The sequence below is a fragment of the Dorea sp. AGR2135 genome, assembly GCF_000420885.1.
GTDB classification, from domain to species: Bacteria; Bacillota; Clostridia; order Lachnospirales; family Lachnospiraceae; genus Dorea; species Dorea formicigenerans.
Genome location: NZ_ATVU01000008.1, coordinates 65,753 through 84,610, shown reverse-complemented (window position 1 = coordinate 84,610; position 18,858 = coordinate 65,753). Strand labels below are relative to the sequence as shown.

Here is an 18,858-nt window from a genome sequence, read left to right as displayed (position 1 = left end):
CTTAAAATCTTCTCCGTCTGTGGCCTGCCACACGCTTCATTTTCTGGCAGATGATCATATAGATGGATCCTGCTGCCGCCATCAATGCTGCCATCAAAATTCCTCCGGCAACCCAGTTGCCTGTGTCTACGCCACTTGTCGGAATATCTTTTGCAGTATTTGTTACGGTAACACTTTGGTCACGATTCATTGTTCCTGTCTTCTGATCATACTGGACATCGTATCCTTTGGAGCTGTCGCTTGTCTCTTGGACTTCATATGTTGCTTGCGCTGGGATTCCAACAATCTTTATAGCTTCATTATCCTTTAATGAAACGGTTGCTTTTCCATCTGTAAAGCTGATTTTCTTATCATCTTCCGTGTCAAATTCTCCACTTACATTCTCTCCATTTTTATCCTTTAATGTAATGTCGATATCAAATGCCTTCGTCCGATCTGCGTAATCATTTCCTTTCGTCAAAACCTTTTTAACGGAAAGCACATATGTATTCAAAGTATATGTATTTTCAAACCAGATTTCAGAAGTCTTCCGGTCTTGAATACTGACAGTCCCCGAAGCCTCCGAACTATCCGTTCCATTTACCTTCACACTTACGGTATATCCGTCTCTCTGTGCGGAATCTGCAACCTCACTTACGGTATAACTTCCAATTGGAACATTCTGTTCTACATGTGTAGCCGTATAAGCCTGCTTGTCCTCGTTCCAGCTAAATCGATTCAGTGTAACAGTTTTCGTCGTATAAGCATTTGGTCCTTCTATTTTTACATCAATGGAATAGTCAGTTGCCTCTTCCTGCGTCAATCCCTGAATTGTTTTTACAATCTTCAAATGTCCTGTATCCGGATTCGGTTGTGGAAGTTCTGATGTAAAATACACATTATCCAAATGGTTTCCAATCGTTCCTTTCAAATTCTCTTTTGCACCAGAACTGGAATCATATGCGGTCGGTCCTGACACAAAGAAAAATCTGGTCAGATATTGTCCCTCTGGAACTTCATATGTTCCAGTATGCGTATACCATTTCTGATTATCATCTGTAATCTCCTGGACCGTTGCACCTTTATAAGTCTCATCTCCATTGTTTATAGCCTGAATAACCTTTTCGACATCTGCCTGATTGTTAATATTTTCTGCAAGTTCCGCCGGCATGATCAGGACGTACATGGTATCCTTGGCCGTCTTATCTCCTCTTGCCCGATGAGCCAGTCCCCAGTTCAATGTTGCCCCCGGTGTCGTCAGCACATCCTGATATAAAGAGCCAACTTCATTTGCATTCAGTTCTGCGAACTGTTCTCCATCGGCTGCCGCATCGACCTGATGATGCTTTTGAGACAACGCTTGATATGTTTTTGCCCATATCCATCGTCTTTCTTTCTTATTGGGTGAAGCATTGACAATTTCTATCTTGTTATCAGAAGCTGTTGTTTTCCATACGATTCCTTGCGTATCACTTGTTATATACGGCTGGTAATTGCTATTACAAAGCGGCGTTTCAAAGCTTCCATTCTGAAGTGCTGAATAATAAGAAACCTGAGTTGCTATTGACTCACCAGTTTTATTTCCCTGTTCATCATAAATTTCCACCTTGTAGTATTTTCTTGCCCCATTATCAAGTGCTGCATTCAGACTTTTTCCATCTTCTGAAATGTTGTAGGAATCTCCGGTAATCTTACGGCTTACAACTTCTGTCCAGTTGCTTGTTCCATTGTCACTTTTGAACCACTTATAACTGGCTGCAACGACGGATTCCGGAACATTCAATGTTCCCTGATCTTTGATATGATTCTCCAGTGAAAATGTTGTAACTGCCAGTGGCATAACATCTTCCTGTACACTTCCATCTGAGCCCTCACTCTCATCAGAAGCCGTTGCCTTTGTCCATGTCAGTGCAAATGCAGAAACACTCTCGACGTCATATTTTGCTGTGATTACATTTCCGTCTACACTTATTTTCCCATCTGTGGCATCAGCAACTTTTTTCATCTGAAGTCCTGTCTCAGTTTTTACGAGCTGTTGTACTACAATGGTATTCAGATCAACTTCTTCTGCCAGTGTTTTGGAATCAATCTGCAGCTCAATAGCCACTTTTCCACCCGTTGGCTGGCAGGCTCCGTTTTCATCTTCAAATGACATATCAAAAGCTTGAAATCCATCATATGCTGTCTCACCATCTGTCAGTGCTGTTTCCACCTCTTTATAATGTTCTGCTGTCTCCCCTTCGGATTTCAACGCCGTCACTGAAAATGTTACGTCCGCTGGCAATACCCCATTTGCGGCACTCGCTTTTACCGTAATTCCTTTCATTTGTTTTTCAGGAGTGAAAATCACATTTTCTCCACCCTGGTCACACTCTGTACTTGCTTCTGACTGAATCTTTACCACTGTGTCTTCTTCGGCAAATGCCTGTATTCCAGACATTCCCAGAAGCATTGACAAAGCAAGCACCACTGCCAGTACACGCAGTACTTTAGAATGTGTACAATATTTCCCCCTATGATTCATACTCTTCTCCTCCTTCTCTTTTTTAGGGAATGGTCTAAAACAGTTTTCCTGTCCTGACCTTATATGCAAAAAGCCTTATCACTACAGAATCTATATTCCGTGGTAATATTTTTACGTTCCACCTTTCCAGGAGTCTTCTTAGTTAAGATAAAAGGCATGAAAAGTAACCCTTTCTGTTTGCATTCTTACAGACAGGTATTATTTTCATGCCTTAATTTATATTTCGTGAAGTTTGGTTATATTTTAACAGGACATTTTTATGTATATATCTTGACTTTTACTAAATGAAGGGGTAACATTATTAATATCAAGATAATTTTTATGTATTTGAGTTTGCTTTATTTACCACGGAATATAGATTCTGTGGTCTTTTTGTTTTTCTGCTCCATCTCTATTAATTTGTATAGGAAATTTCATTTTCTCCAGTATTTTTTCATAAGTATCTATCGTCTCCGCCACGTATATTCTGGTTGTTTCAATGCTGCTGTGTCCAAGTATGTCTGCCAGATGTGCCAGATTCTGCTCTGCATGATAAAAAATCCTCGCAAATAAATGTCTCATATTGTGTGGAAATACTTTTTCCTTTTCCACACCTGCTTTTTCACATAATTTCTTCATTTCATGATAAACATTGGAACGATCTACCGCTTTTCCATTCCGTGTCCGAAATATATATCCTGATTCGATTTTATTTTTTCTGCAATATTCTAATATATTTTTTCGGAGTTCATTTTGAAATTTTACAGACCTCGTTTTTCCTTTCAACGATATCTCAGCTTCACCATATTCCATGGCCTCAACTGTAATAAAAGGCAGTTCACTGATTCTTATTCCTGTACTTACAAGTACTTGCAAAAGCATATATAATCTCTGGCTACTCTTTTTCTGTGCCACTGTAAGAAGTCTTGAAAATTCTTCCGAAGATAGTTGCCTTTTCTCTGAGATAAATGCTTTTTTCTGAATCTTAAGGAAGTGCATTTTTAATTCGGGTCTTTTGCTCCATGCAAAATATGCATTAATCGCTGAAATCTTAACATTTACCGAACGCACATTATATTGTTCCTTTTCCAGATCCCTGTATTCCACGAAAAGTTGTTTTTCCGGTACCCTTCCATCAAGAAATTCCATGAATTTTCTCACTTCCTGGCAATATCTTTGGATTGTGTTATCTGAGTGTTCCGTTTCATAAAGACTCTCTCCAAATTCTGTAATTTGTTTTTCTGTAATTATCTGAATTTTACTCTCCTCACATTTTCTCTGCTCTTCTTCCATTTGACTCCAAATTTTCCTTGCCACTGAATCTGTAAATTTCTCCATAATTTTCCCCATAATTATTTACCTCCCATATGATAGTTTTGGATTTATTATTTTCAGGATTACAGTTTCCCATACCAAATTCCAGAAGCCACATTTTTATAGTATAGGTACTTTTCAAAATACACAACCAGCTCAACTTGTATAAATATCAAAAAAAAGAGAATGTACCTGATTTGGCACATTCTCTTACAGTTTATATATTCAATTTTACCGATTCATCTCACTATGATATCCGACTGTCTCGTGATCATGGATAATATTCTCTATCTCCTCACGATCCAATGACGGCATATCACCTGGGATAGTATTCTTGGCTGCACTGCTGGCATTTCCATAGCGAAGAGCACTTGCACACCCTCCGTCTTCTCTCAAAAGTCCATACAGCACTCCGGAACAATAAGCATCTCCGCTTCCGATACGATCTACAACTTCGATATTCTCGTATGGTTTCTCTTCATAGAATTTCTTCGCTTTTGCGTCGTAAATTACAGAAGTAAAGTTATGTATCTTTGGACTTAATACAGTACGCTGGGTGGATGCGATGACGGAGATTGGATATTCAGCTGCAAAGCTTTCCATGATCTCTTTTACATTGCCTTCTTTTCCAAATGTCAGTCTTGCAGTGTCTTCGGAGCAGAAGAAAACGTCTACATAAGGAAGGATTCCTTCAATACATTTTCTTGCTTCTTCTCCTGACCAGAGATTCAGGCGGAAGTTCACGTCAAATGAAATGAGTGCGCCTTTTTCTTTAAATCTCTTAATCATCTCTACTCCGGTCTTCCGACACTCTTCACTGAGCGCCAGAGTAATTCCGGAGGTATGAAAGCATCTGGTCGATTCATATATACTGTCATCAAATTCATCGATGTCAATTCTGGTCATGGACGAATGCTGTCTGTCATAGACCACGCCCGGTTTTCTCGGGTATGCTCCGTTCTCGTAGTAATACACGCCCAATCTTGCATCTTTTCCTGTATCGTATACTAGATAATCATCACTGACTCCACAGAATCGGATCTTATTCTTTGCGAACATACCGATACTACTGTCTGGAATTCTTGATATGATACCGGATCTCAGACCAAGAAGAGATACACCGGAAGCTACGTTAAGTTCTGCGCCGCCAACCTGCTTCTGAAATGTCTCTCCACGTACGATACGCTCATTGTCCGGTGGGGACAGACGAAGCAGAATCTCTCCTAATGTCAGCAGATCAAATGCTTTTTTCTTCATAAGACTAGCCTCTTACTTCTTTTACAATCTCTACAGCTTCTTTTGTCATTGCCTCAATCTTGTCGAACTCTCCAGCCTCTACAAGACTTCCTTTTACCATCCAGCTTCCGCCACATGCAAGAATCTTGTCATATGCAAGATATTCTTTTACATTTGCCGCATTGATTCCACCTGTAGGCATGAATTTCAGTCCTGTGTATGGAGCTGCCATAGCTTTGATCATCTTCAGTCCGCCTGCTGGCTCTGCCGGGAAGAATTTTACAACTTCAAGACCATTCTCGATTGCCTGTTCAGCCTCGCTTGGAGTGCAGATTCCTGGTGTAATCGGAATATTCTTCTCTACACAGTATTTTACAATCTTAGGATTCAGTCCTGGGCTTACGATAAATTTTGCTCCTGCTGCTACAGCACGGTCTACCTGCTCTGTTGTCAGAACTGTTCCGGCTCCAACAAGCATCTCTGGATATTTCTCAGACATGATACGGATTGACTCCTCTGCTGCATCTGTACGGAAAGTAACCTCTGCACATGGAAGTCCTCCATTGCAAAGAGCTTTTGCAAGTGGCTCTGCGTCCTTTGCATCATTTAATACAACGACTGGTACAATACCAATTTTCTGAATCTTCTCTAATACTTCATTCATGACCTTCTTCTCCTTCTTCTTTTTCAGTTTCATTATGCGAAATATATTTTCATATTATGAAATCTCTTAATTCTGATTATACTCAAAGGACGCATAATGTCAAGAGTATTTCAAGTTTTCTAACTACCTCTTTATTATAATTCTACATTATGCAAAAAGAGCGCATGAAAAAACTTCCGTTTTTTCACACGCCCCTTCTCTTATCCATCATTTTCTTTATGATGTCGGGTGCAAAAGCCCCCAACTATGATACACACAGACTGCCTGTCTTTCTTATGCATTTTTCTACATATTTTTCTTATGCTCAGTATGCAGAAGCATGTGAGCTTTGTGAGACATCGGTGCCTCAAAGTACTCTTTGTACATCTGAATGACATCTGGATTCTCATGAGAGAATCTAAGGTTCGCATTGCGATCCAGATAATACAGGTTCTTTCCACGTTCAAATGCGCGCTCTTCGCCGTCGTGGATCGGCTGTCCGCCACCACCGACGCATCCTCCCGGACATGCCATAACTTCTACAAAGTCATAGTGCACTACACCGGATTCGATCTTGCGAATCAATTCTCTTGTATTTCCAAGTCCGCTGACTACTGCAGTTCTCACTGTAATATCATTAATCTGGAAATTTGCTTCCTGAACGCCGTCATTTTCATTGAATCCCTGGCTTCTGACTGCTGTAAATGCCTCTGCCGGCGGATTCTCACCTTTGATGATATAGTAAGCAGACCGAAGTGCCGCCTCCATAACTCCACCGGTTGCACCGAAGATGACTCCGGCTCCGGTTCCCTCATGCATCGGGCGGTCACTCTCAACATCTGACAGTGTCTGTGGGCTGATATGTGCAGAACGGATCATTCGGATCAGCTCACGTGTGGTGATAACTGCATCAATATCATGTCCTGCATATTCTTCATAATAAAGATCCATCTCACGCTCTGACTTCTTAGCCACACATGGCATAACAGATACAGTATAGATCTTCTCCGGACTTACGCCCAGCTTCTCTGCAAAATATGTCTTCATAACTGCACCGAACATCTGCTGTGGTGATTTTGCGGAAGACAGATATTTTACCAGATGTGGGAACTGACTCTTAATAAAGCGCACCCATCCCGGACAGCAGGAAGTGAACATCGGGCGGTCTTTTAATTCACCACTTGTAAATCTCTTTACAAATTCATTTCCCTCTTCCATAATCGTAAGATCCGCAGAAAATGTTGTATCAAATACATAGTTTATTCCCATTTTCTTAAGGGCATCTATGATTTTTCCAACTGTTGCATCTTCCGGTGCCAGTCCGAGTTCCTCTCCCCATGCTGCGCGGACAGCAGGTGCTACCTGAGCAACCACGATCTTATCCGGATCTTCAATTGCTTTCCATACTTCATTCGTATCACTTCTCTCGCGAAGTGCTCCGACAGGACAATGTGTAATGCACTGACCACAAAGTGCACAATCTGCCTCTCGGATAGAATTATGACCTGACACATTAACTGTTGTGTGATAACCGGTTCCTTCTACATCCCAGACACCAAGCCCCTGAACCTTGTCACACACCTGCACGCAACGCATACATTTGATACATTTCGCAGAATCACGAATCAGTGGAAATGTTTTATCCCATGTCTGGTGTTCCAGATACTGATGAAATGGAAGTTCTAAAATATCCAGATCATTTGCAATTTTCTGAAGACTGCAGTTGCCGCTTCTCATACAAGTTACACACTGACAGTCGTGCTCAGAAAGAATCAGTTCTACTGTTGTACGTCTGTCCTTTCTGACTTTCGGACTATTTGTATAAATGACCATACCTTCCTCGCAAATATTATTGCAGGCGGTGATCAGTCTGTCTTTTCCTTCCAGCTCTACCACACACACGCGACAGGCGCCTATTTCATTGATGCCTTTGAGATAACAAAGACTCGGAATCTGAATACCAACGGATCTGGCAGCTTCCATAATTGTGGTATTCTCTTCTACTGAAATCTGTCTTCCATCTATTGTAAGATTTACCATAATTTTTCTCTGCCTCCTTTAAATATTCCATATCCGAAATGATCGCAGCGCAGACAGCGGCAGGCTTCCTGTTTTGCTTCTTTTTCGGTCATGCAGTTCTCCACTCCTTCAAAATCACAGACTCTCTCACATGCCTCGCGCTCTGTAAGTTCTGCACGTCCGCAAGGTACTCTGTCATGAAGGCTTGCTTTCGGAATCTCTACATCACAGGAAATCTCATGATGATATCCAAGATATTCATCAATGTTGGCAGCTACAACTTTTGCTGCTGCAATCGCTTTGATCACAGTAGCCGGACCACTTGCACAGTCTCCTCCTGCAAATACACCTGGCATATCCAGGAAATCTCCTCCTGCAGTTGTCACGATCTTACCACGCTCTACCGGAATTCCTGCTTCTGCGAAATGATCTGTCTCAATATTCTGACCAATTGCCACAACAAGGATATCACATGGAATATACTGATCTGGCTCTCCTGTTGCTTTTACGCTTGCACGTCCGCCTTTGATCTCACTGATCATCTGCGGTGTAACATACATTCCCTTAATGTGATGATTTTCATCAATATCCAGAGATGCCGGGGCCTTCAGAGTCTGTACTTCAATTCCCTCTGCAATTGCTCCTTCAATCTCTGCCGGAAGAGCTGTCATATCTGCAACTCTTCTTCTATATACAATGCTGACTTTCTTAGCACCCAGTCTTTTGGCTGTACGGACTGCATCCATAGATACATTACCACCACCGACAACTGCGACTTCTTTTCCAGTCAGGTCAAGTGCTTCGTCTTTTCCTACATCTCTTAAGAACTGTACTGCTGAGATGACTCCGTCTGCATCTTCTCCTTCCAGTCCAAGTTTCTTATCTGTACTTGCTCCAATTGTAATCAGAACAGCATCGTACTCACTGCGAAGCTGTTGGATTGTAATATCTTCACCGATCTTAAGACCGTATTTTACTTCTACTCCTGTCTTTAAGATTGCATTGATATCCTCGTCCAGACGGTCTTTCGGAAGCCTGTAGTTCGGAATCCCATAGCGGAGCATACCTCCAAGCTTTGGAAGCATCTCATATACCGTTGTCTGATGTCCCATAAGCTGCAGATAATAAGCTGCACTGAGTCCTCCCGGGCCTCCTCCTAATACAGCAATTTTCTTACCTGTGCCTGATGCACATTTTGGCGGCTCTACTTCCCCTGCAAAGTCCGCTGCCACTCGTTTCAGGCCACGGATATTAATAGAATCATCAATCATGTTACGACGGCATCTTGCCTCACATGGATGCTCACAGATAAATCCACATGTTGTCGGGAATGGATTATCCTTACGGATCAGACGGATTGCATCTGCATAGCGTCCTTCCCCAACTAACGCTACATATCCTGGAATATCAACATGTGCAGGACATAAGGATACACATGGTACCGGCTGATTATATGTACAGGTACAGCGTCCGTTCTTGATATGCTCGATATAATCATCGCGATATCCGATCAGTCCCTTATATACCATATGCGCTGCCTCATATCCAATCGCACAGTCGGCAGACTCCATAATAGACTTTGCTGTCTGCTCCATAGTATCAAGTGTCTCCATTGTTGCGTTGCCGTTCAGTACCTTTCTGATCAGGTGATTCAACTGACCAAGACCGACACGGCAAGGTACACATTTTCCACAAGTCTGAGCATGGCATAACTCCAAAAATGCGCGAGACAAGTCTACTGGACATAATCCCGGTGGGCTTGATTCGATTCTGCGCTCAAGATCCTTGTAGAGCTGCTCCATAACAAGGTCTGCCCTGCTAGGAGTATCGATCGTTAATCTACTCATTTTTTTTATTCCTTCCCTCTCTACCGATTGTTTTTAGAATAAGTAACGGTCATATTGTAACATTTGGATAAAATTTTGTAAATACTTTTATCCAAATTAGTCACAATGCTATTTTTTTATCAATATCAGCGTCTTTTCTATAGTTTCTTTTTATAAACGTCCTTATATTTTCTAAAATATAATTTAGTTAGTTTCATTTAAAACCCGTCCCAATTTTATCAATCCTGTGAAACATATATCTTTCCTTGTGGTTTTAAATTTCAAATGCTATAATTAACCGAAAGAAACGTCTATAAGCGCGCTTGTTTATAGATAAATACAACACGAGGTGATACAAATGAACACAGGCTGCCTGATACTGGCAGGAGGAAAAAGCCGTCGGATGGGATATCGGAAATCCTCTCTGAGACTTAATGGAACAACATTTCTCGACAAACTGATTTTTGAACTACGCGATTTTCCTGAGATTCTGGTTTCAGTCGATGATGCCGCCCGGCATCCGGAAATCCCTTATTCAATGATTGATGACCGATATTCAGATTGCGGTCCTATGAGCGGACTTTACAGTGCCTTATCTGTCTGTGAGTCGGATGCGCTGCTCGTTCTTCCCTGTGACGTTCCTCTTTTTTCCGGAACACTGGCTCATCACCTTCAGGAAGTCATGAAACATTCTGATACTGATGCACTTATCTGTGTCACGGCGGATGATCGGATCCACCCCCTGTGTGGTATTTATCGCAAAAGCTGCACCCCTGTACTAAAGAGGTGCTTAGATAATGGAAATCTTCGGATCATGGATGCTTTGAACAACTTAAAGGTTCATTTTTATCACGTAGAAGAAGATTCCTGGCAGCTACAGAATATCAATACACCAGAGGAATACCAAAAGCTGACTGCAAAAAGCTGCCTGGCCATTTCCGGATTTAAAAACTCCGGAAAAACCACTTTAATGGAACGATTGATCCCAGAGCTGATCCACCGGGGACTTAAGGTCGCCACAGTCAAACATGACGGACATTCTTTCGAACCTGATTCTCCCGGAACAGACAGTTATCGGTTCTGGCAGGCAGGCGTGAGTGCTTCCATCGTCTATGATAACGACAAATATTCCATTGTAAAACGGGAACCTTTACAGGAATCTGCAATTGCGGGGCTTGTCGGTGATGCTGATCTTATTCTTTTAGAAGGCTTCAAATGGAGCGATTATCCAAAGCTTATATTATTGACTGGAAGTGATGAACAAAATAACAGCTTACTCGCTTCTGCTTCTAATTGTATCTCCTATATCACTGCTGATTTTTCAACCGAACAGTTGATACAAGATACACCCGTTTATTGTCGGGATAATATCGAAGCTATCGCTGACTGTATATTACAACATTATCATAACGGAGATTTAAAACATTTATAAATAATCGATACATTTATATAAGGAAAACATACATATGAACATTCAGACTTTAAAAGAAGCATCTGACTGCCTCCTGAATCTGGCAAAGCCAGAAACTCAGACGATAGAACACATTTTACTACAAGATGCTTTTGAACGAATTCTTGCAGAAGATATTACAGCTAAAATTCCGGTGCCTTCTTTTGCCAAAAGCGCATATGATGGATATGCACTTCGTCAGGCTGACACAGCCGCTGCTTCACCGGAACATCCCGTGACTTTAGACGTTACCGAGGTAATTCCTGCCGGAAGTGTTCCAACCTATCCAATCACAGAAGGAAAAGCTGCACGGATCATGACCGGCGCACCGGTTCCGGAAGGTGCCGATGCCATTATCATGCATGAGCGCACTTCCTTTACTGAGAATACAGTTTCATTAACGGCGCCCGTTACCTCCGCAAACATCATTCCACCTGGGGAAGATGTTGCAGCCGGAACTTTGCTTGTTCCAAAAGGCAAAATACTTACCGCTTCTGACCTGGCACTGATTGCCGGACAGGGAATTGCTGAAATTGGGGTCTATAAAAAGCTCTCCATCGGGCTTATCAGTACCGGAAGCGAACTTTTGAATACGGGTTCTCCTTTAGAATACGGTAAGATTTATAACACGAATCCATATCTTTTAGGCGGTTACATTCAAAAACATCATATGACTGCCAACTACCTTAACACGGTCAGTGATGATCTGGATTCCCTGTGTCGGGCCGTACTTGAAGCCCTCAAGACCAATGATATCGTAATCACGACAGGCGGTGTATCTGCCGGTGATTTCGACTATATGCCGGAAGTGATACGTCGTATTGGGGGCGACCTTCTCTTCCACCGGTTAAAATTCAAACCGGGCGGTGCAATGCTTGGAGCATTTAAAGACGGAAAAGTCATTCTGGGCTTATCCGGTAATCCGGGTGCTGCCGCAACAGGTCTGTTGTGTGTCGGCTTTCCATTTATGAGAAAACTCTCGGGAAGATCTGACATCACATTTTCACAGACAACCGCTTATCTTGGGGTTGATTTTAAAAAATCAAGTCCTGTGACTAGAATTTTAAAAGGTCATTCAGATTTCAAAAATGGTATGTTATATTTCACCCCACTTAGCAACCAGCACAATGGTTCTGTTTCTTCCATGAGCGATTGTGATCTGCTGGCCATCATTCCTGCCGGAAGTAAACCTCTTGCGGCAGGCGACAAGCTTGAAGTCTATATATTATGATATCAGGGCAAACGATGTTTTTACGTAACTTTTTGCCGGCATCATATATATTAGAAATAAAATTTTAGGGGAAGGGAGGAATTTGTTATGAATTCACCAAAAGAAATTGCTAACAATTATATTGCTATCGGAAAGGGGAAGGTAAACACTCCTGTCGCCAAGATGTTCGTTCTTGGAATACTGGCCGGAATCTTTATCGCATTTGGAGGCGTTGCTTCTACTGCAGCCGCTGTATCTATTCCGCTGGCATCTGCAGGCAAGTTTCTTGGAGCATGCATCTTCCCAGGAGGACTGACTATGGTACTCCTCGCTGGAAGTGAACTGTTCACAGGTAATTGTCTTCTGGTTATTCCGCTCTGCAAAAAAGAGATCACTCTTGGCGGAATGCTGAAGAACTGGGTAGTTGTATACCTTGGCAATATGGTCGGTGGAATTGGTGTTGCTGCAATCTGTGTATTCAGCCATCAGGCCGGTCTTTTTAACAACGGTCTTGCTGCTTCTATGATCAGCACTGCTGCCGGTAAGGTATCACTCTCCTTTGGCGATGCATTTCTTCGCGGAATTGCATGTAATTTCCTTGTATGTATCGCTGTATGGATTTCATTTGCTGCCAAGCAGGTGTCTTCCAAGATCATCGGATTGTTCTTTCCAATCATGATGTTCGTTTTATGTGGATTCGAGCATAGCGTAGCCAATATGTACTATATTGCTGCCGGTATTTTTGCTAAGGGAAATGCAGCCTATCTTGAAGCTGCAACTGCTGCCGGCGCTGACGTATCTGGCCTTACATGGGGAGCTATGTTCACCAAAAATCTTCTTCCGGTAACGTTGGGGAACATTATCGGCGGAGTAGTTTTGGTAGGTCTTACCTACTGGTTCGTTTATTTAAAAGACGACTAAAAAAATCTTTATTGAATTTAGAAAGGGAAAATTATGAGCAAATTATATCTTGCTGATCCGTCAGGTTATGACGTGAAAATGGATGAAATCGCACGACATTTTTCTCATAAAGTTGAGGTTTATCCTCCTGGAAGCTGCCCGATCACTATGCAGATTTCTATGCTGCGTACGGCTGCAAACCAGACTTGTGGAAAATGTGTTCCGTGCCGCGACGGTCTTCCACTTGTAGCGCGTCTGATGCAGAAAGTGTTAGATGGCCGTGCAACAGAAAAAACTTTGGATAACATCCGTATGATGGCTACGATGATCCGTTCATCTGCTGACTGTGCCATCGGTTGGAATGCCGCTGATGAGGTCTTAAAAGGATTAGACCTGTTTGCAGACGAATATCAGAGCCACATTGAAAATAAAAAATGTCTGGAATCCATCGGACAGAAGGTACCTTGTATCTCCTTATGTCCTGCACATGTAAATATTCCTGGATATATCGCATTAGTTGGTGAAGAGGATTACGCCGGAGCAATTAATCTGATCCGTAAAGACAATCCGTTCCCGACAGCCTGTGCTATGGTCTGTGAGCATCCTTGTGAGGAGCGTTGCAGAAGAAAGATGCTGGAGTCACCGATCAACATCCGTGCACTGAAAAAATATGCAGTTGATATGATGCCAGTCGACAAAGTTGCTACACCAAAACCGAATCCTTCTACAGGAAAATCCATCGGTGTCATTGGTGGTGGTCCTGCAGGACTAACTGCAGCATACTTCTTAGCTCTTATGGGACATAAGATTGAAATATATGAAACGCATGACAAACTTGGCGGAATGCTCCGTTATGGAATTCCGAATTACCGTTTTCCGAAAGATCGTCTAGATGAAGATATCCGTGCGATTTTAAATAGCGGTGATATCCATGTTACATACAACACAACAATCGGAAAAGATATTCCTGTCAAAGATATTTACGAGAAACATGATGCAATTTTTGTTGGAATTGGTGCTCAGACAGGTAAGACACTTCGTATTGAAGGTGCTGACGCCGGAAATGTTGTATCTGCTGTAGATATTCTGGATCAGATTGGAAATGGAAATCTTCCTGATTACACTGGCAAAAGTGTTGTTGTTATCGGTGGTGGTAACGTTGCTATGGACTGTGCAAGAAGTGCTGTCAGATGTAACGCAGAAGAAGTATCTATCATTTACCGTCGTCGTCAGAAAGACATGACTGCCCTGGAATCCGAGATTGAATCCGCAGTTATGGAAGGAATCGCACTTGTAACACTGCAGGCTCCGGTCGAGATTACAAAAGATGAAAATGGTAACTGTAAATCTCTGATCACACAACCACAGATGATTAGTGCTTACCGCGGATCCAGACCGGCACCAAAGGATGCTGCAAAAGAAAAACAGGAATTCAAAGCAGATGTTATTATGATCGCAGTTGGACAGGATATTGTATCCGCTCCATTTGAAGAGTTTGGTATCCCTGCAAAATGGAATATCCTTCAGGCCGGACTTGACACAGAAGTAAAAGAAATCCCTGGTGTATTCACCGGCGGAGACTGTGCAACTGGTCCATCCACTGTAATTCGTGCAATCGCTGCCGGAAAAGTAGCTGCACACAATATTGATGAATATCTTGGTTACCACCACACACTTACTTGTGAAGCTGTTGTACCGGAACCAAAAGAAAATATGCGTGATCTTATGGGACGTACAGAGATTGGTGAGCGCCCGGCAAATATCCGCAAGAAAGATTTCGAACATGTAGAAGAGTTCTTAACACATGAAGAAGCTATGCAGGAAGCATGTCGCTGTCTGCGTTGTGACCACTTCGGATGTGGAGCTATGGTAGGAGGTAGAGACTTATGATTAATCTGACAATCGATGGCGTACAGATTGAAGCAAAAGAAGGTCAGTCAATCTTAAGCGCTGCAAGGGAGCATGGAATCCATATTCCTACACTTTGCTTCCTGGAAAAAATTAATGAAATTGGTTCCTGTCGTATCTGTGTCGTAGAAGTAGAAGGCATGAATAAACTTGTAACTGCCTGCAACACAAAAGTAAAAGCGGACATGAACATTACAACAGACAGCCCAGCTGTTATCGAATCCAGAAAGAACACTCTCCATCTCTTGATGGCTGAGCATAAAACAAACTGTTTCAAATGTATTAAAAATGGTGCCTGTGAGCTTCAGGCTATGGCACGCGAATATGGTATTGATGTGCCAAACTTTAAATCATCACACGGAGATGTACAGCATGAGCCATTTGACGCTCATCCATTCCTCTCCTATGACCCTGGTCTTTGTATCCAGTGCCAGCGTTGTATCAGCACTTGTGCAAATGCGACCGGAAGACATGCTCTTTCTCTTGAGAGAAACGGTGCACGTGTGTATGTAAAAGTACCGTTCGGCGAAGGCTGGGAGAATTCCTTATGCGAGTCTTGTGGAAACTGTGCTCAGGCTTGCCCTACAGGTGCTCTTACGATTAAGAGAAGGAAAAATTATCGTGAATGGGAAGTTAAGAAAGTCCGCACAACCTGTCCGCACTGTGCTACAGGCTGTCAGATGGATCTGTACATAAAAGACGGCAAAATCGTAGACGTGCAGGGTGCAGACGGTCCTTCCAACCACAATCTGCTCTGTGTCAAAGGACGTAGTGCTTCTTTCGACTTCATAGACTGTGATGCAAGAATCCGTTATCCATTAATTAAGAACAAAGAAACTGGTGAATTTGAGCGTGCTACATGGGATGAGGCTTTAAATCTCGTAGCTTCCAAATTCTCAGAAATCAGAAATCAATATGGAGGTGAGGCGCTGGCCGGATTTGCCTGCTCTCGTTCTACCAACGAAGACATTTACATGCTTCAGAAAATGGTAAGAACAGCGTTTAAGAGCAACAATACCGATAACTGCGCGCGCGTTTGACATTCTCCTACTGTTGCCGGATTGGCAACCACACTTGGCTCAGGAGCTATGACAAATACTATTTATGATATTACTCATGAATCTGATGCTATCCTCCTTGTAGGATCTAACCCGGAACATGCACATCCGGTTATCGGAATGCAGGTTCGTCAGGCCGTACAGCGCGGTGCTAAACTCATCGTAGTTGACCCACGTGATATCGACCTGTGTAAAGATGCTGATATCCATTTGAAATTAAAACCAGGTACAAACGTGGCGTTTGCAAATGGTATGATGCATATCTTCATTGAAGAAGACTTAATCGACCACAAATTCATCGAAGACCGTACAGAGAACTTCGAAGCTATGAAAGAAATGGTCAAAGATTATACACCTGAAAAAGTAGCAGAGATCTGTCAGATCGATGCAGATATGTTGAGAGAAGCTGCACGTATTTACGCAAAAGCTGATCGGGCTCCAATTATGTACTGTCTTGGTGTTACAGAGCATCATACTGGTACAGAAGGTGTTATGTCCATTTCTAACATGGCTATGATGGTCGGTAAACTTGGAAAACCTGGATGCGGTGTTAACCCAATCCGTGGTCAGAACAATGTACAGGGAGCCTGCGATATGGGTGCTTCGCCGACCCAGTTCAGCGGATATCAGAACATCGACAAACCGGGAGTTCTTGAGAAATTTGAAAAAGCATGGGATACGAAGCTGAATCCGAATATTGGTACAAAAGCTACGGACTGCTTCCCTAAGATGATCAGTGGAGATATTAAAGGATTGTTTATCTTCGGAGAGGATCCGGTCAGAACAGATCCGAATACACATCACGTAATAAAATCTCTTGAGTCACTGGACTTCTTCGCAATGGATGAGCTGTTCATGACTGAGACTGCAAAACTTGCTGATGTTATTCTTCCAGGACGTTCTTATGCTGAAAAAGAAGGAACCTTCTCTAATACAGAGAGACGTGTACAGCGCGTCAGAAAGGCCGTAGAGATTGAAGGTGATACGAAGCCTGATACTTGGATCTTCACTGAGATCATGCGTCGTATGGGCTATCCACAGCCTCATCTGACACCTGCACAGATTATGGATGAAATTGCATCTGTAACTCCTTCATTTGCCGGTATCAGCCATGAGAGGCTGGACAGCGAAGAAGTAAACGGACAGGGACTTCAGTGGCCATGTACATCAAAAGATCACCCTGGAACACCAATTATGCACGTAGGAAAATTTGCAAGAGGTCTTGGATATTTCAGACCAGCTGCATACACACCTTCTATGGAGCTTCCAGATGAGGAATATCCTCTGATCATGATGACAGGACGTATTCTCTATCATTACAATGCGTGTGCTATGACTGATAAGACAGAAGGAATCAATCAGATTGCCAGTGAGTCCTTTATCGAGTTAAACACAGAAGATGCACAAAAGCTTGGCGTTGAAGACGGAGAGATGGTTTCCATTTCTTCCAGACGTGGAACGATTCAGGCAAAAGCTACCGTATCCTACAAGACAAATCCTGGTGAATGCTGGATGCCTTTCCACTATATCGAAGGTGGAGCTAACTGGCTGACAAGCGATGCACTGGATTCCATCTCAAGTACACCAGAGTACAAAGTATGTACGGTTAAAGTTGAAAAGATTACATCGTAAATAAGACGGAATACTTATAAGCAAATACATGCCTTTGCGCTCCGAGTACAGAACATTTCGATGAGCTAATAAGCGTGTCAATCGTGTACAGCAATGGCTTACACGATTGACATTATCTCATCTCCATTGTACTCAAGTCGCACATAGGCATGTATTTTGCTTTGTATTCCTGTTTATTGACTGGCTGTTGAAGTTTTATTTACCCTGCAATAAATAAAAAGATGTAATGAAGCTATTCTCTCTTTTTTCAGATGCTTTATAAGCTTTTCTGTAATTTGATTTTAAACTTATAAAATTATATATCCATAATATAACAAGGAAATATTTGCCTCGTAGACTTACGCTAAGAAGGCTCTCCATCTCTTATATGCGCACGACTTAAGCACTGTTGAAATGAGACGTTAGCAATCATGGAAGTTCTTGCTGAACATGATTGCTTGTTTTTCGGCTCATGGAAACGTCCAGTGCTTGGAGTGTAAGTATAAGCGATGGAGCTCCTTCTATCGTAAACTACAAGACAACATATCTTATTTGCAAATTATCAAACATTTTATTTTCATACAAATTACAAAAAAGCTGCCATGTTTTCACATGACAGCTTTAAAATTATCTTATTCAGATTATCGAAGTATTTGCAATTATACAAGCTCGATGAGAACTTCCATAGCTGCATCACCTTTACGCTGACCAATCTTAACGATTCTTGTGTATCCACCTTTACGATCTGCGTATTTTGGTGCGATCTCGTCGAATAATTTAGCAACAAGATCAACTTCTTTTGTGTTTTTCTTTCTTCCAGCCTGTGCTGTAGGAACCTCTGTTACAGGGTAAAGAACTTTCAGCATCTGGCGGCGAGCGTGAAGTCTGCTAGGCATATCTTTCTTGATTGTCTTGTCAACTTCGTCGTAAACTGTTTTCTTCTTTCCGTCTACAACTTCTTTTACTCTCTTGCCATTCTCGTCTTTACGAGCAACTTTAGCTTTTACAGTAACTTCTTTGAAGTTATCTTTCTCTTTTACAGCCATAGCAATAAGACCTTCAGCGATCTTGCGGATCTCTTTAGCCTTAGCTTCTGTTGTAACGATTTTTCCGTTATTCAGAAGTGCTGTTACCTGGTTTCTTAATAAAGCTTTTCTCTGGCTTGATGTTCTGCCGAGTTTTCTATACTTTGCCATTTTAA

The 18,858-nt window shown here is 42.2% G+C and carries 12 protein-coding genes; 5 read left to right on the top strand and 7 right to left on the bottom strand.

Features of this window, described 5'->3' with window-relative positions; all coding sequences use genetic code 11:
• Window position 1 precedes the first annotated feature (1 nt).
• From G593_RS0107205 to G593_RS0107180, 6 genes are all read right to left on the bottom strand, one after another.
• Entirely contained in the window at window positions 2-2,503 is a 2,502-nt protein-coding gene (locus G593_RS0107205) for a DUF7601 domain-containing protein (RefSeq protein ID WP_029731247.1), read from the bottom strand.
• Between the two features lie 342 nt (window positions 2,504-2,845).
• Window positions 2,846-3,832 (bottom strand): tyrosine-type recombinase/integrase, encoded by a 987-nt coding sequence (locus tag G593_RS0107200; protein WP_242827056.1) that lies wholly within the window; start codon window positions 3,830-3,832, stop codon window positions 2,846-2,848.
• Between the two features lie 195 nt (window positions 3,833-4,027).
• On the bottom strand, window positions 4,028-5,053 hold the full coding sequence (locus G593_RS0107195) for a sugar kinase (RefSeq protein WP_029731244.1): 1,026 nt from the start codon (window positions 5,051-5,053) through the stop codon (window positions 4,028-4,030).
• A 4-nt stretch (window positions 5,054-5,057) separates the two neighbouring features.
• Window positions 5,058-5,696: a bifunctional 4-hydroxy-2-oxoglutarate aldolase/2-dehydro-3-deoxy-phosphogluconate aldolase gene (locus tag G593_RS0107190; protein WP_029731243.1), complete on the bottom strand. Its 639-nt coding sequence runs from the start codon at window positions 5,694-5,696 to the stop codon at window positions 5,058-5,060.
• A gap of 285 nt (window positions 5,697-5,981) precedes the next feature.
• Window positions 5,982-7,715: a [FeFe] hydrogenase, group A gene (locus tag G593_RS0107185; RefSeq protein WP_029731242.1), complete on the bottom strand. Its 1,734-nt coding sequence runs from the start codon at window positions 7,713-7,715 to the stop codon at window positions 5,982-5,984.
• Window positions 7,709-9,541, bottom strand: a complete 1,833-nt coding sequence (locus G593_RS0107180) for an NAD(P)-binding protein (protein WP_029731241.1) — start codon at window positions 9,539-9,541, stop codon at window positions 7,709-7,711. The genes G593_RS0107185 and G593_RS0107180 overlap by 7 nt, the downstream gene beginning before the upstream one ends.
• A gap of 337 nt (window positions 9,542-9,878) precedes the next feature.
• Here G593_RS0107180 and mobB point away from each other — a divergent pair, with 337 nt between their 5' ends.
• From mobB to fdhF, 5 genes are all read left to right on the top strand, one after another.
• Entirely contained in the window at window positions 9,879-10,952 is a 1,074-nt protein-coding gene (mobB, locus tag G593_RS0107175; RefSeq protein WP_029731240.1) for a molybdopterin-guanine dinucleotide biosynthesis protein B, read from the top strand.
• A gap of 34 nt (window positions 10,953-10,986) precedes the next feature.
• Window positions 10,987-12,201, top strand: coding sequence for a molybdopterin molybdotransferase MoeA (locus tag G593_RS0107170; RefSeq protein WP_029731239.1), 1,215 nt, complete (start codon window positions 10,987-10,989; stop codon window positions 12,199-12,201).
• Between the two features lie 87 nt (window positions 12,202-12,288).
• Window positions 12,289-13,101, top strand: coding sequence for a formate/nitrite transporter family protein (locus tag G593_RS0107165; RefSeq protein ID WP_029731238.1), 813 nt, complete (start codon window positions 12,289-12,291; stop codon window positions 13,099-13,101).
• 33 nt (window positions 13,102-13,134) lie between these two features.
• Window positions 13,135-14,970, top strand: a complete 1,836-nt coding sequence (locus G593_RS0107160) for an NAD(P)-binding protein (RefSeq protein WP_029731237.1) — start codon at window positions 13,135-13,137, stop codon at window positions 14,968-14,970.
• The gene (gene fdhF / locus G593_RS18470) at window positions 14,967-17,678 is read left to right on the top strand and encodes a formate dehydrogenase subunit alpha (protein ID WP_081646509.1); all 2,712 of its coding nucleotides are present in this window, start codon (window positions 14,967-14,969) and stop codon (window positions 17,676-17,678) included. Before G593_RS0107160 ends, fdhF begins: the two co-directional genes overlap by 4 nt.
• 638 nt (window positions 17,679-18,316) lie before the next feature.
• On the opposite strand, the gene G593_RS0107150 is transcribed toward fdhF, so the two are convergent.
• Window positions 18,317-18,853, bottom strand: coding sequence for a bL17 family ribosomal protein (locus tag G593_RS0107150; RefSeq protein ID WP_029731235.1), 537 nt, complete (start codon window positions 18,851-18,853; stop codon window positions 18,317-18,319).
• Window positions 18,854-18,858: the final 5 nt, after the last annotated feature.

Bases quoted from the DNA above. Each gene is read 5' to 3' on its own strand.
- G593_RS0107160 (WP_029731237.1), top strand. From the start codon at position 13,135: ATGAGCAAATTATATCTTGCTGATCCGTCAGGTTATGACGTGAAAATG.
- G593_RS0107170 (WP_029731239.1), top strand. From the start codon at position 10,987: ATGAACATTCAGACTTTAAAAGAAGCATCTGACTGCCTCCTGAATCTG.
- mobB (WP_029731240.1), top strand. From the start codon at position 9,879: ATGAACACAGGCTGCCTGATACTGGCAGGAGGAAAAAGCCGTCGGATG.
- G593_RS0107185 (WP_029731242.1), bottom strand. From the start codon at position 7,715: ATGGTAAATCTTACAATAGATGGAAGACAGATTTCAGTAGAAGAGAAT.
- G593_RS0107200 (WP_242827056.1), bottom strand. From the start codon at position 3,832: ATGGGGAAAATTATGGAGAAATTTACAGATTCAGTGGCAAGGAAAATT.
- G593_RS0107150 (WP_029731235.1), bottom strand. From the start codon at position 18,853: ATGGCAAAGTATAGAAAACTCGGCAGAACATCAAGCCAGAGAAAAGCT.
- G593_RS0107165 (WP_029731238.1), top strand. From the start codon at position 12,289: ATGAATTCACCAAAAGAAATTGCTAACAATTATATTGCTATCGGAAAG.
- G593_RS0107190 (WP_029731243.1), bottom strand. From the start codon at position 5,696: ATGAATGAAGTATTAGAGAAGATTCAGAAAATTGGTATTGTACCAGTC.
- G593_RS0107180 (WP_029731241.1), bottom strand. From the start codon at position 9,541: ATGAGTAGATTAACGATCGATACTCCTAGCAGGGCAGACCTTGTTATG.
- G593_RS0107205 (WP_029731247.1), bottom strand. From the start codon at position 2,503: ATGAATCATAGGGGGAAATATTGTACACATTCTAAAGTACTGCGTGTA.
- G593_RS0107195 (WP_029731244.1), bottom strand. From the start codon at position 5,053: ATGAAGAAAAAAGCATTTGATCTGCTGACATTAGGAGAGATTCTGCTT.